At 65.0% G+C, this 21,915-nt stretch carries 24 protein-coding genes; 5 read left to right on the top strand and 19 right to left on the bottom strand.

Annotated features, from left to right (window positions below; genetic code table 11):
• Nucleotides 1–20: 20 nt before the first annotated feature.
• Nucleotides 21–1,400, bottom strand: coding sequence for a class II fumarate hydratase (locus NFH98_RS11470; RefSeq protein ID WP_349622728.1), 1,380 nt, complete (start codon nt 1,398–1,400; stop codon nt 21–23).
• A 407-nt stretch (nt 1,401–1,807) separates the two neighbouring features.
• On the opposite strand from NFH98_RS11470, the gene NFH98_RS11475 reads away from it, so the two are divergent.
• Both NFH98_RS11475 and NFH98_RS11480 read left to right on the top strand, forming a co-directional pair.
• Entirely contained in the window at nt 1,808–2,191 is a 384-nt protein-coding gene (locus NFH98_RS11475; RefSeq protein ID WP_349623112.1) for a phasin family protein, read from the top strand.
• Between the two features lie 271 nt (nt 2,192–2,462).
• Nucleotides 2,463–3,062: a carboxypeptidase-like regulatory domain-containing protein gene (locus NFH98_RS11480; RefSeq protein WP_108133089.1), complete on the top strand. Its 600-nt coding sequence runs from the start codon at nt 2,463–2,465 to the stop codon at nt 3,060–3,062.
• 101 nt (nt 3,063–3,163) lie between these two features.
• Here the strand turns inward: NFH98_RS11480 and hda are convergent, their stop codons facing one another.
• Nucleotides 3,164–3,865 carry a DnaA regulatory inactivator Hda gene (gene hda / locus NFH98_RS11485; RefSeq protein WP_045992482.1) on the bottom strand — a complete coding sequence of 234 codons (702 nt, stop codon included), beginning with the start codon at nt 3,863–3,865 and terminating at the stop codon, nt 3,164–3,166.
• Nucleotides 3,862–4,956 carry an AI-2E family transporter gene (locus NFH98_RS11490; protein WP_045992483.1) on the bottom strand — a complete coding sequence of 365 codons (1,095 nt, stop codon included), beginning with the start codon at nt 4,954–4,956 and terminating at the stop codon, nt 3,862–3,864. The genes hda and NFH98_RS11490 overlap by 4 nt, the downstream gene beginning before the upstream one ends.
• Before the next feature lie 174 nt (nt 4,957–5,130).
• Between NFH98_RS11490 and purM the strand changes: the two genes are divergently transcribed.
• Together purM and purN are read left to right on the top strand one after the other, a co-directional pair.
• Nucleotides 5,131–6,204: a phosphoribosylformylglycinamidine cyclo-ligase gene (gene purM / locus NFH98_RS11495; RefSeq protein ID WP_349622729.1), complete on the top strand. Its 1,074-nt coding sequence runs from the start codon at nt 5,131–5,133 to the stop codon at nt 6,202–6,204.
• Nucleotides 6,201–6,941, top strand: coding sequence for a phosphoribosylglycinamide formyltransferase (purN, locus tag NFH98_RS11500; protein ID WP_045992485.1), 741 nt, complete (start codon nt 6,201–6,203; stop codon nt 6,939–6,941). Before purM ends, purN begins: the two co-directional genes overlap by 4 nt.
• A 117-nt stretch (nt 6,942–7,058) precedes the next feature.
• On the opposite strand, the gene dcd is transcribed toward purN, so the two are convergent.
• From dcd to NFH98_RS11525, 5 genes are all read right to left on the bottom strand, one after another.
• Nucleotides 7,059–7,625: a dCTP deaminase gene (gene dcd / locus NFH98_RS11505; RefSeq protein WP_045992486.1), complete on the bottom strand. Its 567-nt coding sequence runs from the start codon at nt 7,623–7,625 to the stop codon at nt 7,059–7,061.
• Nucleotides 7,626–7,784: 159 nt separating this feature from the next.
• Nucleotides 7,785–8,588: an iron-sulfur cluster carrier protein ApbC gene (gene apbC, locus NFH98_RS11510; RefSeq protein WP_204248941.1), complete on the bottom strand. Its 804-nt coding sequence runs from the start codon at nt 8,586–8,588 to the stop codon at nt 7,785–7,787.
• A gap of 177 nt (nt 8,589–8,765) precedes the next feature.
• Nucleotides 8,766–10,397 carry a coiled-coil domain-containing protein gene (locus tag NFH98_RS11515; protein ID WP_045992487.1) on the bottom strand — a complete coding sequence of 544 codons (1,632 nt, stop codon included), beginning with the start codon at nt 10,395–10,397 and terminating at the stop codon, nt 8,766–8,768.
• 248 nt (nt 10,398–10,645) lie between these two features.
• Nucleotides 10,646–11,056 carry an alternative ribosome rescue aminoacyl-tRNA hydrolase ArfB gene (gene arfB, locus NFH98_RS11520; protein ID WP_045992488.1) on the bottom strand — a complete coding sequence of 137 codons (411 nt, stop codon included), beginning with the start codon at nt 11,054–11,056 and terminating at the stop codon, nt 10,646–10,648.
• Nucleotides 11,057–11,221: 165 nt separating this feature from the next.
• On the bottom strand, nt 11,222–11,620 hold the full coding sequence (locus NFH98_RS11525; RefSeq protein WP_348826551.1) for a DCC1-like thiol-disulfide oxidoreductase family protein: 399 nt from the start codon (nt 11,618–11,620) through the stop codon (nt 11,222–11,224).
• Between the two features lie 111 nt (nt 11,621–11,731).
• Here NFH98_RS11525 and NFH98_RS11530 point away from each other — a divergent pair, with 111 nt between their 5' ends.
• Nucleotides 11,732–12,715 carry a YihY/virulence factor BrkB family protein gene (locus NFH98_RS11530; RefSeq protein WP_083970369.1) on the top strand — a complete coding sequence of 328 codons (984 nt, stop codon included), beginning with the start codon at nt 11,732–11,734 and terminating at the stop codon, nt 12,713–12,715.
• Here NFH98_RS11530 and NFH98_RS11535 read toward each other — a convergent pair.
• The 11 genes from NFH98_RS11535 to urtE all read right to left on the bottom strand — a co-directional run bounded on the left by NFH98_RS11535 (nt 12,651) and on the right by urtE (nt 21,859).
• Nucleotides 12,651–12,872, bottom strand: coding sequence for a LapA family protein (locus NFH98_RS11535; RefSeq protein WP_045992490.1), 222 nt, complete (start codon nt 12,870–12,872; stop codon nt 12,651–12,653). The genes NFH98_RS11530 and NFH98_RS11535 overlap by 65 nt on opposite strands.
• 189 nt (nt 12,873–13,061) lie before the next feature.
• A complete protein-coding gene (locus NFH98_RS11540; RefSeq protein ID WP_222516526.1) occupies nt 13,062–14,504 on the bottom strand; it encodes a phospholipase D-like domain-containing protein in 1,443 nt (480 codons plus the stop codon).
• Nucleotides 14,505–14,673: 169 nt separating this feature from the next.
• Nucleotides 14,674–15,288: a HupE/UreJ family protein gene (locus NFH98_RS11545; RefSeq protein WP_108133082.1), complete on the bottom strand. Its 615-nt coding sequence runs from the start codon at nt 15,286–15,288 to the stop codon at nt 14,674–14,676.
• Between the two features lie 56 nt (nt 15,289–15,344).
• Complete coding sequence (gene ureG, locus NFH98_RS11550; protein WP_045992492.1) at nt 15,345–15,995, bottom strand: urease accessory protein UreG; 651 nt, start codon at nt 15,993–15,995, stop codon at nt 15,345–15,347.
• Nucleotides 15,996–16,096: 101 nt separating this feature from the next.
• Nucleotides 16,097–16,792 carry an urease accessory protein UreF gene (locus NFH98_RS11555; RefSeq protein ID WP_349622730.1) on the bottom strand — a complete coding sequence of 232 codons (696 nt, stop codon included), beginning with the start codon at nt 16,790–16,792 and terminating at the stop codon, nt 16,097–16,099.
• Nucleotides 16,792–17,433, bottom strand: a complete 642-nt coding sequence (gene ureE, locus NFH98_RS11560; protein WP_222516527.1) for an urease accessory protein UreE — start codon at nt 17,431–17,433, stop codon at nt 16,792–16,794. Before ureE ends, NFH98_RS11555 begins: the two co-directional genes overlap by 1 nt.
• 55 nt (nt 17,434–17,488) lie before the next feature.
• A complete protein-coding gene (gene ureC, locus NFH98_RS11565; protein ID WP_045992494.1) occupies nt 17,489–19,192 on the bottom strand; it encodes an urease subunit alpha in 1,704 nt (567 codons plus the stop codon).
• Nucleotides 19,189–19,542 (bottom strand): urease subunit beta, encoded by a 354-nt coding sequence (locus NFH98_RS11570; protein WP_045992495.1) that lies wholly within the window; start codon nt 19,540–19,542, stop codon nt 19,189–19,191. Before NFH98_RS11570 ends, ureC begins: the two co-directional genes overlap by 4 nt.
• Nucleotides 19,543–19,616: 74 nt before the next feature.
• The gene (ureA, locus tag NFH98_RS11575) at nt 19,617–19,919 is read right to left on the bottom strand and encodes an urease subunit gamma (RefSeq protein ID WP_045992496.1); all 303 of its coding nucleotides are present in this window, start codon (nt 19,917–19,919) and stop codon (nt 19,617–19,619) included.
• A gap of 61 nt (nt 19,920–19,980) precedes the next feature.
• Entirely contained in the window at nt 19,981–20,904 is a 924-nt protein-coding gene (locus tag NFH98_RS11580) for an urease accessory protein UreD (RefSeq protein ID WP_108133077.1), read from the bottom strand.
• A 256-nt stretch (nt 20,905–21,160) separates the two neighbouring features.
• Nucleotides 21,161–21,859, bottom strand: coding sequence for an urea ABC transporter ATP-binding subunit UrtE (gene urtE / locus NFH98_RS11585; RefSeq protein WP_045992498.1), 699 nt, complete (start codon nt 21,857–21,859; stop codon nt 21,161–21,163).
• Nucleotides 21,860–21,915 lie beyond the last annotated feature (56 nt).

Here is a 21,915-nt window from a genome sequence, read left to right on the forward strand (position 1 = left end):
CGGCCGCGCCCTCGCCACCTCTATTCGGGAATACCGCCACGGGTCAGGGAGGCGGGATCCAGCAGGCGTTCGAGCTCATCGCGTCCGAGGTCGGTCTCCTCCTCGGCCACGTCGATGATCGGCCGGCCGGCCTGGTAGGCCTTCTTGGCGATGGCCGCCGCGGCGTTATAGCCGATCACCGAGTTCAATGCCGTCACCAGGATGGGATTGCGCGCCAGTGGCTCACTCAGGTTGTCCTCGCGCACCTTGAAGGTCGCGATCGCCTTGTCCGCCAGCAGCCGCGATGTCTGGCTCATCAGGGTGATCGACGTCAGCAGGTTGCTTGCCACTAGTGGCAGCATCACGTTGAGCTGGAAGTTGCCGCTCTGTCCGGCGACGGTCACGGTGGTGTCCAGACCGATCACCTGAGCGGCGGCCTGGGCGGCGGATTCGGGTATCACCGGATTGACCTTGCCCGGCATGATCGAACTGCCCGGCTGCAAGGCTTCAAGCTCGATCTCGCCAAGCCCCGCCAGCGGGCCGGAGTTCATCCAGCGCAGATCATTGGCGATCTTCATCACCACACACGCCAGACCCTTGAGCTGACCCGACAGTTCCACCGCTGCGTCCTGGGAGCCAAGGCTGGCAAAGAAGCTGTCATTGGGCGTCAGAGCGAGCCCGGTGCGGGCGGAGAGCTCGGCGGCCATGCGCTCGGCAAACTCCGGATGGGCATTGATACCGGTGCCGACCGCAGTCCCCCCTTGGGCCAGCCGACACAGCCGCACCATGGCGCTGTCGAGACGCTCGATGGCCTGCCCCACCTGGCTCGACCAGCCACCGAGTTCCTGACCAAGACGCAGTGGCATGGCATCCATCAGGTGAGTGCGTCCGGTCTTGACCACCTCGTCCAGCTCTTCTGCCCTGGCGTCGATGACACCTCTGAGGTGCTCGAGCGCCGGGCGTAGCGTACCGGTAACTTCCAGCGCCGCCGACAGGTGCAGGGCGGTGGGAATGACATCGTTGCTCGACTGCCCCATGTTGACGTGGTCGTTGGGTCCGACGCTCAAGTCATCGGAGCTCGCCAGGTGGGCGATCACCTCGTTGACGTTCATGTTGCTCGAGGTGCCGGACCCGGTCTGAAACACATCGATGGGGAACTGATCATCGTGCTGACCCGCGATGATCGCGTCTGCCGCCTCGACGATGGCACGACGACGATCGTCGTCCAGCAATCCCAGGTCGCCGTTGACCACCGCCGCCGCTCGCTTGATGCGAGCAATGGCGTGGATAAAGGCTGACGGCATCTGCTGGCCCGACACCGGGAAGTTGTTGACCGCACGCTGCGTCTGGGCGCCATAGAGCGCATTGGCGGGAACCTCGAGCTCCCCCATGCTGTCGCGTTCGATACGGGTCTGCGTCATGGATCACTCCTGATCGTCAAAGGCAAAGGGTTAAAGGTACGGTCCTTCGTTTTCTCTTGAATACCATGGTGGCGAGACTTCCTGCTTGCAAGGCTTGCAGGGATCACATCGCTGTCATGTCTCCACACTAGGCTGAAGGCGATCCAGGGGCACGGTGAACTTGCACGCCGGTATCCCATCAAAGGGCGAAGAAGGCTAGATAACGGACTTTTCGTCGTTTTTTCGCTGTTTCAAGCATTCTTTGGATCCAAACCCCTTTTCCCCCGATTCTCGACCCAATCCATGTTGCGATGCACAAAACCCTCTGCTATTGTGCACTGCAACAGACGACGCAACGGCATCGACCACTGGGAATGGTCCCACGGTCATCGCCGACAAGTAGTTCGAAACCCCAGGAGGTTCACATGATGCGCACTATCGATACCAAAGCACTGTTCAACAACGAGCAAGTCGAAAACCTGTTCTTCGGCCCGGCCCGCGCTTACGCAAGCCTGACCGTCGACTTCGCCGAGAAGCTGACCAGCGCCCAGCTGGAAGCCGCCCAGGCCTACACCGAGACCGGTCTGGCCCAGGCTCGCGCCTTCACTTCCGTCAAGGACGTCGAAGGTCTGCGCTCCTACATGGAAGGCCAGCAGAAGGTCGCCAAGGACCTGACCGAGCGCCTGAAAGGCGACGCCGAGAAGGTCGTGGCCCTGCAGCAGGACTTCGTCTCCAAGAGCCAGAAGCTGGCCGAAGAGAACGTCAAGCAGGCCACCGACACCGCCACCAAGGCTACCGCCAACGCCAAGTAATCTGGCTACGGCAGACGCCTGAACGACTCAGGTCGTTCACCAAGCGGCCCCCGATTTCAATCGGGGGCCGTTTTGCGTCTGCAGCCAGCGTCAATCAAGGCGCTGCCTTGTGACACCGCCACCAAGGCTAGCGCCAACGCCAAGTCATCATGACTGGCTCGGGCAGACGCCTGTCCGGCCACGCACACGCCACGCGTGGCAATTCCGACGCCGATTCCATAAGCTGACAGCACACAGGGCCCAACGACATTCGTTGCAAGGAGACCGCGCCATGAAGGCACCCTACCCGCTGTTGTCACGCCGATTCCGCCTGGCGGTAATCGCCATCCTCGCCTTGCTGATCACCGGCTGTCAGAGCGTCAGCACCACCGGCACGTCCCGCGCCCCGGAGGTCATCGATATCGGCGAACCCGACACCCCGATCGAACAGCCGGGCCCGAGAGACGACCAGCCCACCGCCGATCAAGCCAGGGTCCCCAGGGAGATCCCCTTCCCCGCCGACGTCTACGCCCAGCTGCCGAAGAGCGGCAGCGCCGTGCTGTCCGGCAGACTCACCCTGAACACCCCCGCAGGCCCGGTCATCGGCGGTGGCGAGACGGTATCGGTCGCACCGATCACCAAGTACTCCGCCGAGGCGGCGGCCCAGGCGCTGGCCGGCCGGGCGGTGGAACGCGCCGACCCACGGGCCCGCGAATACACCCACACCACCCGCACCGACACCAACGGCTACTTTCAGCTACGCGACCTGCCCCCCGGCGACTTCTACGTTTCGGGCACGGTGGTCGATCCGGCCAGTGGCAGCCGCCAGATCGTGATCAAGGAAGTCACGCTAAGAAATGGTGGCCACAGCGAGATTCAGCTCAGCCGCTGATACCGCGTACCGATTCGACCTGGCCCTGACAACAGGACGGCGACCCATTGCGGGTCGCCGTCTTGCTTTCCTGGAGAGCTTTCCTGGAGATGCCCAGACCGCTACCAGTCCAGTGCCTTCTTGACGAAGGGGATGGTCAACTTGCGCTGCGCCGACAGCGAGGCGTTGTCCAGCACCTCGAGCGAGCGAAACAGCTCACTGAGCTCGCGTGCACCACGATGCAGGATGTAGCGTGCCACCTCGTCGGGCAACTCCATGCCACGCAGGTGGGCACGCAGCTTCAACGCTTGCATGCGGTCCTCGTCGGACAGCTGCCTGAGGTGGAAGGTCATGCCCCAGGTCAGCCGTGACGCCAGGTCCGCCAGCTTGATATCGAGCTGCCGGGGCGGGCGATCCGCGGCGATCAACAATCGCTTGCCGCTGTCTCGCAGCCGGTTGAAGGCATGGAACAGCGCCTCCTCCCAGCGCTTGCGCCCCACCACTCGATCCAGATCATCGATGGCCACCAGGTCGAGACGCTCCACATCCTCGAGCATCAACGGCGGGAAGTGGCCCAGCTCCTCCAGTGGTAGATAGAGGGTTCGCAGGTCCCGCGCGGAGGCCTGGTGGCAGGCCGCCTGCAACAGGTGGCTACGACCGACGCCGTCGCCCCCCCACAGGTACAGAAAGGGCTCGCCGTTGTCATCGAACTGATGGCTCAGGCACTCCACCAGGGTGGCGTTGGCTCCCGGATGGTAGTTGTCGAAGGTCGCGTCGTCGCGCAGTCCGACGCCCAGAGGCAACTGCGCGGGGGCTCGACTCATGAGGACTCCTCGTTGGCGGCGGAGGGCTCCTTGTCGGATTCATGCTCCGCGTCATAGAGCGACGAATTCTTATACGTATCATGCAGGTAGCGCAAGATGACCATCACCATGGCCGCCACCGGCAGCGCCAGCAGCACACCGGTGAAGCCGAACAGCTGGCCGCCGGCCAGCACCGCAAAGATGACCGCGACAGGATGCAGGCCAATCTTGTCCCCCAGCAGCTTCGGCTGCAGCAGGGTGCTTTCCACCAGTTGCCCGAAGCCGAACACCAGCCCCACGCCCAGCAGTACCAGCCAGTCGCCGAACTGGAAGAAGGCCACCACACCGGCCACCGAGATCCCCACGATCACGCCCAGATAGGGCACGATGCTGGCAAGTCCTGAGAGCAGCCCGATCAGCAGGCCAAAGCGAACACCCAGCAGCGTCAGTCCGATGGCATAGATGACGCCGAGACACAGCATCACGATCAACTGGCCACGCAGGAAGGCCGCCAGCACCTCGTCGCACTCCTTGGCCAGCCGAACGGCCGTCGGCTCCCACTGACGCGGCAGCAGCCGCCTGACCTTGCCCACCAGCACGTCCCAGTCCAGCAGCAGGTAGAAGGTCACCACCGGAATCAACGCCAGATTGGCCAGCCAGCCGACCAGCGCCATACCCGACCGCGACACCTGGGCCAGTACGCTGGCGGCGACGGTACCGGTTTCTTTCCAGTTTTCCAGTACTGCCTTGCGCAGTGCATCGAAGTCGGTGCTGAGATCGAGCCCGGTCAACGACTGCAGCTCCGGCAACACCGTGCTCTGAATCCAGCTCAGTACCGCCGGCAGCGCTTCCACCAGCTGCCCGATCTGCTGTCCCAGCAGCGGCACCAGCAGCAGCAGCGTCAGCCCTACCAGCAGCGTCAACAGCACAAACACGACGCAGACCGCCCATTGACGCGACAGCCCGCGCTCCTCCAGGCGATCGGCGATAGGGTCACCCAGGTACGCCAGCACCATGCTGACGAAGAAGGGCGCCAACACCGGTTCGATGCTGACGAAGAACCACAGCACAACAGCCGCCACCGCGGCGACAATCCACCACTGCTTGCTCATTCGCTTTTCCCCGAAAGAAACCACCATTCCCTGTGATGCCCGACCGATAGTGTGCCATGGCTGCGATGGCCGAAGCACAGTGCTACAATCTCCGCCCCCAACGTGCCCATTGTCTCACGTTCGTCCGCTGGTGCGCACCACGCCCGCGGCTCGACCGACTCCACAGGATCTGTCATGACCGACTCCTCCTCCTCCCCCGAAAGGGCTTCGCTCAGCTACAAGGACGCCGGTGTCGATATCGACGCCGGCAACGCCCTGGTCGATCGCATCAAGGGCGTCGCCAAACGCACCACCCGCCCCGAGGTAATGGGCGGGCTGGGAGGCTTCGGCGCGCTGTGCCAGCTGCCCAGCGGCTACCGTGAGCCGGTTCTGGTCTCCGGCACCGACGGGGTCGGCACCAAGCTGCGCCTGGCCATGGACCTGGGTCGCCATGACACCATCGGCATCGATCTGGTTGCGATGTGTGTCAACGACCTGGTGGTCGCCGGCGCCGAGCCGCTGCTGTTCCTCGACTACTATGCCACCGGCAAGCTGGACGTCGATATCGCCGCCGACGTGGTCAGCGGCATCGGCGAAGGCTGCGAACGTGCCGGCTGTGCTCTGGTCGGTGGCGAAACCGCCGAGATGCCCGGCATGTACGAAGGTAGCGACTACGATCTGGCCGGCTTCTGTGTCGGCGTGGTGGAGAAGGACGAGATCCTCGACGGCACCAAGGTCGCCGCCGGTGACGTACTGCTGGGCCTGAGCTCATCCGGCCCTCACTCCAATGGCTACTCCCTGATCCGCAAGATCCTCGAGGTGGCTGACGCCGACCTGTCCACCGACATCGACGGCCAGTCACTGGGCGACGCCCTGATGGCGCCGACACGCATCTACGTCAAGCCGCTGCTGGAACTGCTGCGCCACGACGACTATCAGGTCCACGCCCTGTCCCACATCACCGGTGGTGGCCTGCTCGAGAACCTGCCCCGGGTACTTCCCGAGGACCTCACCGCCCACGTCGATACCAGCCTGTGGCAGCGCCCTGCGGTGTTCGACTGGCTCAAGCAGCAGGGCAACGTGGACGAACATGAGATGCACCGCGTGCTCAACTGCGGCATCGGCATGGTGCTGGTGGTATCTGAAGATCAGGCCGACCAGATCCGCGCTCACCTGCAGGCCCAGGGCGAAGGCGTCCATCGCATTGGCCACATCGCCGCGCGCCAGGGCGACGAGGAGCAGGTGCAACTGGAGATGCCGGCGTCATGAGCGAGGGCGTGAACGAGGGCGAGCTCAACGGCTTCACCCCGGAAGAGGCCACCCAGCCACGGGTGGTAGTGCTGATCTCGGGGGGTGGCACCAACCTGCAGGCCCTGATCGACGCCCAGAGCCACGACGAACTGGGTGGCGAGATCGTGGCCGTGGTGTCCAATGTCGCTGACGCCTATGGTCTGAAGCGGGCGCGTGATGCCGGCATCAACGCGGTGGCCCTGCCCCACCGCGAGTACGACAGCCGCGATGCCTTCGACGGCGCCCTGATCAAGGTGATCGAGCGCCACGAGCCTGACCTGGTGGTGCTGGCCGGCTTCATGCGCATCCTGACGCCGCGTTTCGTCCAGCGCTTCATGGGACGGATGATCAACATCCATCCGTCGCTGTTGCCGGCCTATCAGGGCCTGCACACCCACGCCAGGGCACTGGCCGACGGCATCGACGAGCACGGCTGCAGCGTACACTTCGTCACCGAGGAACTCGATGGCGGGCCGGTGGCGATCCAGGCCGTGGTCAAGGTCAACAAGGATGACACCGAAGAGACCCTCAAGGAGCGAGTGCTGAGTCGTGAGCACCTGATCTTCCCGATCGCGGTACGCTGGTTCCTCGAGGGACGTCTGCGCCTGCAGGGCGACATCGCGACCATCGACGGCCAGCCGCTGCCGCCGGGCGGCATGCGACTGTCCCACGAGGACGCCGCCGAGGAACTCGACGAGGACGACGAGTCCCGGTGAAATCTGGCCGCGCTGTCGCCTGAAACAACAAGGCCCGCCGAGCGATCGGCGGGCCTTGTTGTCTGTGGGCCTTGCATGCAGCAGTCGCGTGAGCGGTAAGCCCTCGCCTCTTCGCACTCAGGTGCGCGGCAGAGTCACTCCACGCTGGCCCATGTACTTGCCGCCACGATCGGCGTAGGAAGTGTCACAGATCTCGTCAGATTCCAGAAACAGCATCTGTGCCACGCCCTCGTTGGCGTAGATCTTGGCCGGCAGATTGGTGGTGTTGGAAAACTCGAGGGTCACGTGACCTTCCCACTCCGGCTCCAGCGGCGTCACGTTGACGATGATGCCGCAACGCGCATAGGTGGACTTGCCCAGGCAAATGGTCAGCACGCTGCGCGGGATGCGAAAGTACTCGACGGTCCGCGCCAGCGCGAAGGAGTTGGGCGGAATCACGCAGACATCGCCCTTGATGTCGACAAAACTCTTCTCGTCGAAGGCCTTGGGATCGACCACCGCCGAGTGAATGTTGGTGAACACCTTGAACTCGTCGGCGCAGCGTACGTCATAGCCGTAGCTCGAGGTCCCATAGGAGATGACCCGCCGGTCGTTGACGTAGCGAACCTGATCGGCCTCGAAGGGCTCGATCATGCCCTCGTTCTCGGCCATGCGGCGGATCCATTTGTCGGACTTGATGCTCATGGGACTTCCTGCTGGGTGCTCGAAGAGTGGACGCGTTCGGTGGGGCCACATGATAGCGGCCCCTCGCTGCCACGTCACGATGCAAAGGTGATAGGCGCCTGACAGGCGCTTGATGAGGATCAGCCGGTGACGCCGCCAAGCGTCATCCTCCGCCGGCCCTTACTCGCTGAAGCTGATGCTCGGCCCCTGGTCGCCACCGTCACCGTCGATCTGCTCGGCCACCTGACGCGCCATGGTGCGGAAGGTCGTCGCCACTTCGCCGTCGGGCTCGGCGACCACGCTGGGACGTCCACCGTCCACCTGCTCACGAATGCCCATCGACAGCGGCAGGCGCCCCAGCACCCGGGTATCGTACTCCGCAGCGATGCGCTCTCCTCCCCCCTCGCCGAAGACCGGCTCACTGTGGCCGCACTTCGAACAGGTATGCAGACTCATGTTCTCGACCACGCCCAGCACCGGGACCTTGACCTTGCGGAACATCTCGATGCCCTTGCGCGCGTCCAGCAAGGCGATGTCCTGGGGCGTGGTGACGATCACCGCGCCGTCCACCGGTACCTTCTGGGCCAGGGTGAGCTGGATGTCACCGGTGCCCGGCGGCATGTCCACGAACAGATAGTCCAGGTCGCTCCAGCGTGTCTGGTTGAGCATCTGCTGGAAGGCCCCCGCCACCATCGGGCCACGCCACACCATGGGCTCGCGAACGTCGACCATGAACGCCATGGACATGGCCTGGATGCCGTGGGCCTCCAGCGGCAGGAACTGGTTCTCGCCGCTCGCCTGGGGGCGCACGCCTTCGCCGACTCCCAGCATCTGCGCCTGGCTGGGCCCGTAGATATCGGCGTCGAGAACGCCGACGCGATAGCCTTCGGCGGCCATGGCCAGCGCCAGATTCACGGTCACCGTCGACTTGCCGACACCACCCTTGCCCGATGCCACGGCAACGATATGCTTGACCCCTTCGATCACGTCTCGCTCCTGTTTCCAGATGGGCGCGGTTAATCCGCCGGGCCAGTATAGGGCCCAGGCGGCGCGAGGTTAAGCGAAGCGGGACCGCCAAACGCAGCGGCGGGCCCGAAGGCCCGCCGCTGTTGCTTCCCGCAACCTTGCCGACGTCACCGCCGGCAACCGTCTCGCTGACGCTCAGTTGGTGCTTTCGGTGCTGGCGTCGTCGGTGACCGAGGCTGCCGCATCGCGCACCTTCTCGGCAGCCTGACGGGCCACGTCCTTGACCGTCTCGACGGCCTCGGCGGCACCGGAGGCTACCTCATCGGTCCACTGGGTAGACGACTCCTCGCCCTCGGCGGCCGCATCGGCGGAGCCCTCTTCGCTGGCCGCATCCGCCTGGGAAGCGTCGGCGGAGGAACCTTCCCCGCTCTGGGAGGCGTCGGCAGAAGCCTGATCACCCTCGCTGCCACCCGGGGTCTTCTCCATGGACTCGGACGAGGCCACGTCCTCGTCCTCGGCGGCGCTCTCGTTGGAGCCCTGCTCGCTGGCCGAGGCCGCGCTGTTGCCCGAGGACTGAGAAGAGTCCTGCTCCTGCGACGACTGTTCCTCTGCCGCCGACCGCTTCGCCGATTGAACGGCGATATCGGCCTGGCTCATGCCATCACTGCTCTGGTCGCCGCTGTTTTCGCCGCCACCACTCTGGTCGCCATTGCTCTGGTCGCCCCCCCCGGAGCTGATGACCTCGACGGAGCCGCTGCTGCTTTCGCCCTGGGACGAGGCCTGCTCATCGGCACTACCCTCGCTGTCGCTGCCTTGACCGGAGGATGCGCCATCGGAGAGCTCGGCGGTGGCACGATCGAGGTTCTCGAGCTCGATGCGCCAGGTGTCGAGTTGATTGTTGAGACGAGCCAGACGCTGGCGACGCTCGTCGGCGCGGGCCTCGAGTTCATCGATCCTGGCCTGCAGCTCATCGCGGCGGGCGACCGCTTCCTCGGCACGGGACTCGGCCTGGCGAACACGCGCCTCGGCCTGCTCGCGTTGCTCGGCGGTGCTGGCCAGCGTCTGCTCGAGGCGGGCCTGGGCCTGCTCGGCCTGCTTCTGCGCCTCCTGCTGCTGGCTCTCGAGGCTCGCCACTTCTTCCTCGAGTGAACCGACGGCGCTCTGCTTCTCTTCGATGGAGCTTTCCAGATCACTCAGGCGCTTCTCGGCGTCATCGACCTCACCGGTCAAGGACTCAGCCTCGGACTTGAGCGAATCACGACGCTCCACCAGCTGCTGCTGTTCGTTCTGCGCCTCTTCCAGACGATTGCGCGCCGCCACCAGGTCGGACTGCAAGGATGCCTGGGTGGATTCGAGTTCCTTCAGATCGGCCTGTACCTGGGCGGCCTGCTCTTCGGCTGCCGCCTGGGCGGTACGCGCTTCGGCCTCCTCGGCCTTCAGGGTTTCGAGCTGGGCACGCATTTCCTCAAGCGAGGTCTCGGCCTCTTCCCACTGGGATACCTGGCTCTCGAGCTCGGCACGCTGGGCTTCCAGGGTCGCCTGGCTCTCTTCCAGCCCGGACACCTGCTCGCGCAGGGTCTCGACGCGTGATTCGCTGGCATCGAGTTCCTTGGTCAGGGCAGTGCGTGCCTCGCCGTTGGAACTGGCGCTGAGCTGGGCACCGATGGCCCAGATCAGGCTGACGCCGGCCACCGCCGCCAGGCCCTTGACGCGGTTGTCCTTGAACAGCTCCTTGGCATCCTTGCCGGAGGCTGAAGACTGGGTCGCCTCGGAGGTGTTGCCATCCTTCTCGGTGTTGTTGTCCTTGTCGGGATTGATCTCTTCCATTCGGGGGTCTCCCTTGGGGTGGGACGGGTCCTGAGGTTCGAGGACCAAAGTGATCACAGCATACTGCCTGACTGCGGGCGCGTCAGGGGTGTGCTCCATCAAAAATACGCGCTAGCGAGCATTAGAAAATTGCCGTGTACCCTATCCGAGCATGTTTTCCGCAGAGCGTCGAGCCCCATGACCGAAGCGCAGGAGTCTGCGGAAAGCCGCCCTCACAAGCGTTCACGATGCAGCACCTGTTCGACGCACTACGTCTCCGGCTTGCCGCGTAGCGACTTGAGCTTGCCACGCTGCTTCTTGCCTTCGAGGCGACGCCGCTTGGCCGCCTTGCTGGGCCGGGTGGCGCGACGCGCCTTGGGAATCACCAGTCCCTGCTGCAACAGCGATTTCAGCCTCGCCAGTGCCGCTGCGCGGTTGGCCTCCTGGGTGCGTTCCGACTGGGCCTTGATGATCACCACTCCGTCCTGGGTGATGCGATGATCATTGAGCGCCAAAAGGCGCTCCTTGACGTCGTCAGGCAACGACGATGCCTGAATATCGAAGCGCAGATGAATCGCCGAGGCGACCTTGTTGACGTTCTGGCCGCCGGCTCCCTGGGCACGAATCGCACTCATGGCGATCTCGCTATGAGGGACCGACAGACGTCGACTTAGTTGCATCTTGCCTCCCTCCTGGTGGCTTGATAAATGACGGTAGATGAACGGCGTTGGTGACCAGTATCGCTGGTCGGCGCCGATGCCCGGCGCTGATGCCCGTTGCCGATGCTCAATGTTGATGATCAACGCCAGGCCGTCGGCGGCCCCATCCGGTGGGAGCGACACACTTCAAGGCCTGATCGGACCGACGCCGAGCCCCTTGAGCATGACACGACGAACGGCCTTGAGCAGCGGATAGCTGAGGCGTGCTCGCCGTCTCGACGACAGCCACCACAGCATCCCACGCGACAGCGGACCTCGACCTCGCCCGGCCAGTGCCGCCATACGTACCGCCTGATCACCGTGGTAGCGCTCGTCGCCGAGCTCCAGCACCATACCCTCGTCCAGGCGACAGCCCAGACGCTCCAGACGCCGGACCTCTTCGGGGTGATGGCGCGCATCAACGAGATCCAGCCGTCCCTTGGACAGTCCGTAGCGCGACACGAAGCTCCGACACAATGGACACTGTCCATCGTAGATCAGCCTGGCGTCGGATTCGGTGCGGGATTCCTGGTCTGCAGATGCCACTCGTTCCTCCCGGCGTACACCCGCCCTTTGACCATCTGGTTGGGCAAGGGTTTGACGCTGACACTGGCTCCCAGCGTATCATGCCCTATCCCTCAAGGACGATTCGGGCCCATGACAGCACCGCGCTGGTACCAACACGCCGTCTTTACTCTGCTGCCACGGCTCGCCTTCTTCATGTGGCGGGTGCTGACCCACTTTCTGCATAATCGGGGAATGCTGCTGGCGGGCGGGGTCGGCTTCAATATTCTGCTGTCCACCATTCCGCTGTTCGCACTGATGGTGGTGGCGATGGCTCAGGTCGTGGACGAGCAGCAGCTGCTCAATGTGATCGCCATGCAGGCACGCCACATCGCTCCTACCCACGCCGAAGTGATGCTGGAGTCGGTGCGCGCACTGCTGGACTCCCGCGACGCGATCGGCATCTACGGCATCCCGGTGCTGCTGATCTTCAGCTCCTTCGCCTTTCGCATGCTGGAAGACGCCCTGGCGCTGATCTTCAGAAAGCCCGACGTCAAGGACACCCGCAGCCTCTGGGTGTCCTTCCTGTTGCCCTACGCCTTCATGCTGGTACTGAGTGCGGCGCTGCTGGCGCTGGCCATGGCGGTCAGCCTGGCCAGCACCCTCAATGGACTGTGGATGGCGCTATACGGCCGTGAGCTGCCCATGGCCTCGTTGTCGGAGCCGGCCCTCAACCTGACCAGCTTCGTCGGCGTCTTCCTGCTGTTCAGCGCCATCTACAAGGTCCTGCCGGTGGTACGCATTTCCCTGAGGCGCGCCCTGGCCGGGGGCTTTGCCGCCGCCCTGATGTGGGAAGGGGTCAGGATCGCCCTGGTCTACTACTTCGCCAACCTGTCACTGGTAAGCGCGGTCTACGGCCCCCTGGCGACCCTGATCGTGGTGCTGCTGAGCCTCGAGATCGGCGCCGTGATCCTGCTGCTGGGCGCCCAGGTCATCGCAGAGCTCGAGCACAACTGCCGCCTCGGCCTGCCCTGGCACCAGGACCCTCGCAAGCGCTCGCGGGTCGATGCCCTCAGCGGCGCTGCGGCTCCTTGCCCTGCAGGCGACGAATCAGCCCCATCAGGCCGCGACCGCTGATCATGCCCAGCAGGTAGATCACCACCACCAGCAGGGCCATCGGCATGGCAATGGTCCAGCCGAGCAGTTTCACCTGCACCATCTCGATGTTCTGCACCACCAGGATGGCGATCAGCGCCAGAATCACGACCTTTACCACCAACCAGAACTTTTCCATCGAAGACTCTCCTTGTGCCCGACACGGGCGTTGCGATGTCGCCACGCCGAGCTCGAAATTGTGTCAAATCGAGCGTCGGCCAGCGTGTGAAACATGGTCGCGGGGTGGCGGACTGTCAAGCTGGCCGGTCGAGGCATATCCTGCTCCCGCGTCGGTATCTCCACCGTCCTGCACAGCCCACCAGCGAGGTCAGAAGGTGGACAGGCCGCTGGCCTCCATCAATCGATAGCGCCAGCCATCGAACCAGCCAGCCTCGTCCCGCGGCGCCCAGGCTCGGCTGGTTCGACGTCCGTCGCTCGAGTCCCAGCGCTGGTCGAACCAGGCGCCGATTTCGTCGATGGCGGCGACCCCTCGCCCTTTTAGCAAGACGCTGCTTTCAAGATTGAAATCGTCGAGATTGCGTCGGGTCAGGTTGGCCGAGCCCAGAATCACGGCGTCTGCCAGCTCGTCCTGCGCCGGACCCCTTCTCACCAGCACCACCTTGCTGTGGCACTGCTCACCGTCGGTGACACACCAGCGCACCTGAACGCCCGCGTCCAACAGCTCTTCGGCCACCGGCTGGTTGGGCAGGCCTCCCTTTTCGAAACCGAAGGCCTCACGATTGGGGTCAAGCAGCACCCGAACCGCCACTCCTCGCTCGCTGGCCTCCTTCAGCGCCTGGACCACCCCGCGGTGGGCGACGTAGAAAGCGGCGACATCCAGCCGATCGCCAGCGACGGTGTCATCGACCTGAGCGTGCACAGCGTCACGGATGGCGGCTTCGGTCAGCAGTTGCGCCATCGCGCTATCCGATGGCTCGGCCTCGGGCGCTGGCGACTGCGATACCTCGACGCCGGACCAGGACGCCACCTCGGCCTCGGAGGCGATGACGTCACGGGCCACCGGCCCATCGATCCTCAGCGCCACGTTGGAGTGCAGGCTGCTGCCGTCGTGAGGATTGGCCGAGGTGATCAGTGTCGACCACCCTTCGGCGTGATCCACCGTCAGCGTCTTGCGATGATTGGCGCGAAAATTGAGCAGCGCCAGGTAGCTTCTCAGGGTCACCGGCTCGCCACCGAAGGCATTGGGCAGCCAGCCCCCGTCCGGGTCGTTGCCAAGCCGATCCAGTCCCAGATGCCAAAGGCCTGACCACAGCGGGTTGGAGGCGCGCAGGCGATCGAGACGGGTGATGGCAAGCTCGACCCCCGCCGCCTCGAGGCGCTGATAGAGCGGCACCCGCTGGCCTCCATAGAGAGTATTTAGGGGGTCGGTGATCACTACCACTCGCGGCGCCGGTTGGCGCTGGCGGGCGGCGATCAGCGCATCGGCAAGGCGTTCGGCCAGGGGCAGAAAGTCGCCCCCGCCACTGCCCTCGAGGCGATTGAACAGGAACATGTCGACGACGATCAGCCGGCGGGCACCCTCGATCATCGCCACCGCTTCGTCAAAGATGTGCTGATCAAGATGACGGCGGCCACCCTCGTCATACCAGGTTCGATCGGCGAGAAATTCGACCTCGCCCACTGGCCGCTCGGGCCAGGCCTTGCCGACGTTTTCCGGTAGTGGCTTGATACTCTGCCACAGCCCCATCCCCGCCCAGGCGACCAGCAGTACTGCCCCGCTCCATTTGATCGTGCGTCCCAGCCTGGCCATAGCGTCCTCTTGGCGAATTCATCCGTGGCGCACGAGCATAGCCCAAAACGTTTCACCCACACACGTACCCGTCTCCGCCGTCGCAGGCGGGACGATGCAGCAGCCTCAAACGCTCGCGCCCGGCACAGGGCCGGGCGCGAGAGACCATCGACGGTCAGTGGGAGATCGCTCAGCTCAGCGCCAGCACCCCACCGCAGACCGCGATGGCGGCGCCGAGGGCACGCACCAGGCGCTGTTCACGGCTGGCCAGCCAGCCACCCAGCACCCGCGCCAGCATGGTGATGGCAAGCGTCGAGGCCGAAAAGCCCACCACGTAGGCGACGAGTGAGGCGGCTGCGGGCATCTCGGCGCCGTGGGCGATGCCATGCATCGTCATCAGGGCGATCACCAGGCCTCCGCCAAGCGCTGCCGGCAGACGCATCAGCGCCGCCACCATGACCCCGGCGATCAGCACCGACAGGGCAATTCCCCCTTCCACACCGGGCAAGGCGCCGGCGGGAAGCGCGCCGGACAGCGCCAGACCAGCCCCGGCCAGCATGCCAGCCAGTGCCATCAGCGGGGTAAAGCGTCGCATGGCTGCCCCCTGCCCCAGACTCCACAGGCCAATAGCCGCCATCGCCAGCAGGTGATCGAGCCCCAACCAGGGATGCATCAGGCCGGCGGCAAGGCCGCCATGCTCGACGCCGTGGCCGGGGTGCGCCAGCGCCAGCGGTGCGACAAGGCCAGCGGCCATGGCGCCGGCGATCGCCAGGGAACGGGAAGAAACACGAGAACGCTGTGTCATGACAGACTCCTTGTTGACTGAGAACGCAACGCTTCGGCTGCGTGGTAACGGGCGATTCAGGCTTCCACTGCCTCGGCTCGCCGGTCGGGCAACATGCCCCGCTCGAGAATGAAACCGATGATGGTGTCGAGACCGACGCCGTCATACAGATTGGTGAAGACGAAAGGACGTTCGCCACGCATCTTGCGCGAGTCACGGTCCATCACCTCCAGCGAAGCATGCACCTGCTCGGCAATGTCGATCTTGTTGATGATCAACAGATCCGACTTGGTGATGCCCGGCCCGCCCTTGCGCGGGATCTTGTCACCCGCGGAGACGTCGATGACGTAGAGCGTCAGGTCCGACAGCTCAGGACTGAAGGTGGCCGACAGGTTGTCGCCGCCGGACTCCACCAGCACCAGTTCGAGCCCAGGATGGCGGCGGTGCAGCTCGTCGATGGCCGCCAGGTTCATCGAGGCGTCCTCGCGGATCGCGGTGTGCGGACAGCCGCCGGTTTCGACGCCGAGGATGCGATCCGGCGACAGCGCCTCGTTGCGGGTCAGGAAGTCGGCGTCTTCCTTGGTGTAGATGTCGTTGGTCACCACGGCGATATCGTAGTGATCACGCAGGGCCCGACACAGCTGCTTGAGCAGCGCCGTCTTGCCCGAGCCCACCGGGCCGCCCACGCCGACGCGCAGGCACTGGGAGGGAGTGGTTGAAGTGGTCATGGTGTTCTCCTGCCTGTCATGTAAGGCCATTCCCCGACGTGTCGAAGACCGGAGAATGGCGCCGTCGATACCCCGGTATCGATGGCATCGTTGTCACTCGCTCAGCTGCGAAACAGCCGCGAGTACTGGGTTTCGTGCAGGCCGCTGGCCAGGGCGAGCCCCGGCAGCGCCGGCCCCATGTCGTCATCGTCGATGATCAGGGCACGCCCCACCGCCTCGACCAGCGCCGGACGCAGCCGCTCGACCAGTCGCTGGGCCGCGGTATGCCCGAGCGGCAGCGCCTTGCAGGCTGCCGCCAGCTGGTCCTCGAGCCAGGCCCAGGCAAAGCCCAGCATGGCCTGGCGCGGCGGCAACCCGCGGGCTACCGCCAGGGCGCTGAAGGCGGTCACATAGCCAGGCTCGTCAGGCAACCCGGCTTCGGGCGCCAGCCCCAGGCTGCGCATCAGGCGCACCAGCGACGCGCCCAGCTGGCGATCCTCCTCGCGCAGCTCTCGGGTCTCGCGTACCGCCCCCAGCCAACAGTCCCAATGCGCCACCCTATCCTCGTCGCCCTGCTGCCAGGCCTCGACGAGTCGCGCCAGGGCAGGCAGTTCCGCCACCGCCAGGCCATCCTCCAGCACGCCCTCGAGCCAGTCGCCAAGACTCTTTTCATCGTGAACCCAGCCCAGTTCGAAGGCGCTCTCGAGCCCCTGGGACCAGGCGAAGGCGCCGATCGGCAACGCCGGGCTGACCAGCTGCAGCAGCCCCAGCAGGGCCAGATCATCGTGCGCCTGTGACGCAGACTCGATCCCGGCCATCAGGTGATCCCCTGAGCGTGGCTGTGTGAGGAGCCATGTGAGGAGCCATGTGAAGAGCCATGTGGCGAGCCGTGTGAATGGCCATGCCCGTGCGAATGCCCGTGCCCATGGTCATGGTCATGAGAATCGCTGTGCGAATGACCATGCGAATGCCCACCCATGGTGTAGGCGCCCGGCTCGGGATCAAACGGCGCCTGGTGGTGCTCGAGCCGCGCACCAAGCCGCTCGGCCAGCTCTTCCAGCACATGGTCCGGCGCAAAGCGCACGTAGCAGCAGGCGTCACCCTGGTACTCGCCCTCGCCGATACCGAGGGTCACGTGGCGGTTGCCCAGGTGGTAGCACAACCGAGCCAACGCAAGGCCGGCGTCCGGCCCCGGCGCTACCCAGGCGGTAACCACCGGTTCCGGCGCAGCGATGACCCGGACGCGGCTGCCGTCCTCGGCCTGAAGACCGTCGCCGTGGCGCAGCACCGGACCGCGTTCGAGAAACAGACCCGCCGCACGCCCGCTGTCCAGGGTCACCCGCAGGCGCCCCTTGATGCGATCGTCGTAGCTCAGGGTCAGGGTGTCCTGGACGCCGTCTTGCCCATCGCCGACGGGCAACGGCCCGAGCCGGCGGGTCAGCGACAATAGCGAACTCATGGATGACTCCTTGGTACTGTCAGCGGCACTGTCGAAAACCGTCATCATCGCTGACTCAAAAAAGGTGATAGCGCTGGGCCAACGGCAGCACGTCCAGCGGTTCACAGGTCAGAAGCTCGCCATCGCAGGTGACCTCGTAGGTCTGGGCGTCGACCTTGAGATCCGGGCAACGGTCATTGAGCTTCATGTCGCCCTTGCGCACCGCACGCACATCCCGGCAAGCCACCAGGCGGCTTTGAAGCCCCAGCCGATCCTTGAGCCCCGCATCCAGCGCGGCCTGAGAGACAAAGCTCACCCGGGTCGCCGCGGCGGCCTGGCCCAGCGCCCCGAACATCGGACGGTAGTGCACCGGCTGGGGTGTCGGGATAGAGGCATTGGGGTCGCCCATGGGGGCCATGGCGATCATTCCCCCCTTGAGCACCAGCGCCGGCTTGACGCCGAAGAAGGCCGGATCCCACAGCACCAGGTCAGCAAGCTTGCCCACCTCGACAGAACCGATCTCATCGGCCAGGCCGTGGGTGATGGCGGGGTTGATGGTGTACTTGGCCACATAGCGGCGGGCACGCAGGTTGTCGGCGCCACGTTCTTGATCTTCCGGCAGTAAACCACGCTGCACCTTCATCTTGTGAGCGGTCTGCCAGGTCCTGCACACCACCTCACCGACGCGTCCCATGGCCTGCGAATCCGAGGCGATCATCGAGATGACGCCGAGGTCATGCAGGATGTCCTCGGCGGCGATGGTCTCGCGGCGAATGCGCGAATCGGCGAAAGCCACGTCCTCGGGAATGTTGGGGTCGAGGTGATGACATACCATCAGCATGTCCAGGTGCTCGTCGACGGTGTTGACCGTGTAGGGCCGGGTCGGGTTGGTCGACGACGGCAGCACATAGTCCTTCGAGCAGGCGGTGATGATGTCCGGTGCGTGGCCGCCCCCGGCGCCCTCGGTATGGTAGGTATGGATGCCGCGCTGCTTGAACGCCGCCAGGGTGTCCTCGACGAAACCGGACTCGTTGAGGGTGTCGGTGTGGATCGCGATCTGAACGTCGTAGCGCTCGGCCACGCTCAGGCAGGTATCGATGGAGGCCGGGGTGGTACCCCAGTCCTCGTGCAGCTTGAGCCCCATGGCGCCCGCTTCGATCTGGGCCTCCAGCGCCTCAGGCAGGCTGGCGTTGCCCTTGCCGAGCAGACCGATGTTCATCGGCAGGCTGTCGCAGGCCTTGAGCATCTGATGGATGTGCCAGGCCCCCGGCGTGCAGGTGGTGGCGTTCGATCCGGTGGCAGGCCCGGTACCGCCCCCCAGCATGGTGGTGATGCCGCTGGCCAGGGCCTCGTCCACCAGCTGCGGACAGATGAAGTGCACGTGGGCGTCGATGGCGCCGGCGGTGAGGATCTTGCCCTCGCCGGCGATGACCTCGGTGCCGGGTCCGATCACGATGGTGACGTCCGGCTGGGTGTCTGGATTGCCGGCCTTGCCGATGGCGGCGATGCGACCCGCCTGAAGGCCCACGTCGGCCTTGACGATGCCCCACCAGTCAAGGATCAGGGCATTGGTGATGACGGTGTCCATCACCGTCTGGTCGAGACGCTGGCTCTGCCCCATACCGTCACGAATGACCTTGCCACCACCAAACTTGACCTCGTCGCCGTAGTGGGTGGCGTCCTTCTCTACCTCGATCCACAGCTCGGTGTCTCCCAGGCGCACCCGGTCTCCGACGGTGGGGCCATAGATGTCGGCATAAGCCTGACGACTGATCTTCATCGGGCGTCCTCCTGGCCGCTGTCGCCGCTGGGTGCACCGGCATCGTCCAGCGCGCCCATGACTTCACCGCGAAAGCCGTAGATATGACGACGTCCGGCGAAGCTCACCAGGGTGACCTCACGGCTCTGCCCCGGCTCGAAGCGCACCGCGCTGCCGGCGGCCACGTCCAGACGAAAGCCCCGCGCCCTGTCGCGATCGAACGCCAGTGCCGGGTTGGTCTCGGCGAAGTGATAGTGGGATCCGACCTGAATCGGTCGATCTCCGCGATTGGCCACCTCCAGCGTGACCCTGTCGCGACCCTCGCACAGGGCGATGTCACCGTCCTTCAGTTGGTATTCTCCGGGGATCATCCCGCGCCCTCCCTATTGGTATCAGCGTATGAGCCTGTCGCGTCGCCCCCGGATCAAGCCGGGGCCTGGCAGCGTCACGAGATCGGGTTGTGCACCGTTACCAGCTTGGTGCCGTCGGGAAAGGTGGCCTCGACCTGCACCTCGTCGACCATTTCCGCCACCCCTTCCATCACCTCGTCACGCCCCAGTATCTGGCGCCCTCGGCTCATCATCTCGGCCACACTCAGGCCTTCCCGGGCACCCTCCATGATCTCGCAGCTGATCAAGGCCACCGCCTCGGGATAGTTCAGCTTGAGCCCCTTGGCGCGTCGCCGCTCGGCCACCAGGCCAGCGGTAAACAGCAAGAGCTTGTCCTTGTCACGCGGTGTCAGCTCCATCCTTTCATCCTCGATGTTGGTCAGGGTGGCCAGGGGTCGCCTGTCCCGCCCGGCATGACATTCAGGTAAACCAGATGCGTGGCACACAGGCCTCGCGATCCATCAGCATCGGACGCAGCAACGTCCAGGCCGCCTCGCACAGCGACCAGGCCTCGCGCCGCGAGTGACCGAGGTAGCGCAGCAGCAGGACGCCATCACGTACGGTGACGGCCCAGCGCTCGGCTTCACCAGCGCCGGGACTGCCGGCAAGGTCATTCCCTCCCTGCCCCAACCCTTGGCGCAGACGTTCGATCGCCGCGGACTCGTCTTCGAGCCCGACCGCCCACAGGGTTGCCTGGACGCTGCACCCTCGCTGCCCCCAGGCGCCGTGAAAACGACGATGGTCAGGGTCGAGGGGCTGGCGCTCGATCCACAGTGGTCGTCCGTCCCGGGATAACCGGAAGCGCTGTTCGAGGTGGCCGCTGGCAAACGGCAGATCACTGGCCGGCCGGCCCAGCGCCAGCACCTCCCAGCCCAGGCAGCGGGCGCTGCCGGAAAGCTCGATCTCGGTGGCCTGCACCCCTCGCGAGCCGTCGAAGGCGATGGTTTCCTGGGGCAACCACTCGAGCAGCCCGCCCTCCTCGACCACCAGACGAGTGCGCTGGGACCAGGCCACGGCGTTGCGGTCGGCCCGATACAGCTTGTTGGCCGCCGGTGTGGTCAGCAGCGCCCGCGCGCCCGCGCCCACCCGCGCCTGGATATCCAGGATATCGCCGCTGACCAGCCCCCCCGGGGGATGCAGCAGATAGACGTGGCAGGTGCCGTCGCGGCCTTCGGGGTAGAAGGGACGCTGCACCCGCAGGGGGCCGCGATGATCCACCCGATAGAGGCGAGTGGCCTGGCCATCATGGCGAAAGCCGAGATCGAGGCTGGCCTCCCAGCGCCGTCCCGCGTCGAAGCGATGGCCGTGCCGATCGGTCGAATCCTGTGTTGTCTGCGCGCTCATGGCTCTCCCGGGCGGTCCGTCGAGTCGGCGTGGCAAGCGAAAGTAAAAAAGGCCACCACCATTGCCCAATCAAGGTGCAAGCCCCGTACCAGCTTCTCGAATCTCTATTTTTCTACTTAATTTTCAATTTCTTATAGAACAACCAAGGATTGCACCAGAGAAAAGCACGCCTTTGGTCGCGCACAAAAAAAGTGCGCAACCTTACGATTGCGCACCATTGATGTGCAGCGATTCATCCTGATTGACGCGCTACCGCTCAGACGGTCAGGTAGCGCTTCACCACGGCGTCGTCGAGCTCACCGATATCACCGACGGCGACTCTCCGCCCGCGATCGAGGATGGCGAAGTGGTCGGCGAAGCGACGGGCAAAGGGCAGTTTCTGCTCCACCAGCAGCACGGTCAGCCCATCATCGGCGATCAACCGACGGATGACTTCGCCGATCTGGGCGACGATATTGGGCTGGATGCCCTCCCCCGGCTCGTCGAGGATCAACAGCTTCGGCTCGATCACCAGGGCGCGCCCGATCGCCAGCTGCTGCTGCTGACCGCCGGACAGATCGCCGCCACGCCGGTGACGCATCTCCTTGAGTACCGGGAACAGCTCATAGATCCGTTCGGGCACCTGGCGCAGGCCATCACCACGGGCGGCGAGGCCCGTGCGCAGGTTCTCCTCAACCGTCATCAGCGGAAAGATCTGGCGTCCCTGGGGCACATAGCCCACGCCCAGGCGTGAGCGATCCTCGAGGCGACGCTTCTCCAGCGCGACACCGTCGGCGTAGTGAAGCTCACCGCCGGTGATCGGCACCTCGCCCATGATCGCCTTCATCAGGGTGGTCTTGCCGACGCCATTACGACCCAGCACACAGGTACAGGCCGCCCTGGGCACGTCGAGATCGAGATCCCACAGGGTGTGGCTCTCGCCATAGAACTGATTGAGCCCGCGAATGCTCAGCATCGATCCACCTCCTTGCCTGTCTCTCGCGCCCACCGGCCGCAGACCTTCGCCCACAG

It is taken from the genome of Halomonas sp. H33-56, assembly GCF_040147035.1.
In the GTDB taxonomy this organism is placed as follows: Bacteria; Pseudomonadota; Gammaproteobacteria; order Pseudomonadales; family Halomonadaceae; genus Halomonas; species Halomonas litopenaei.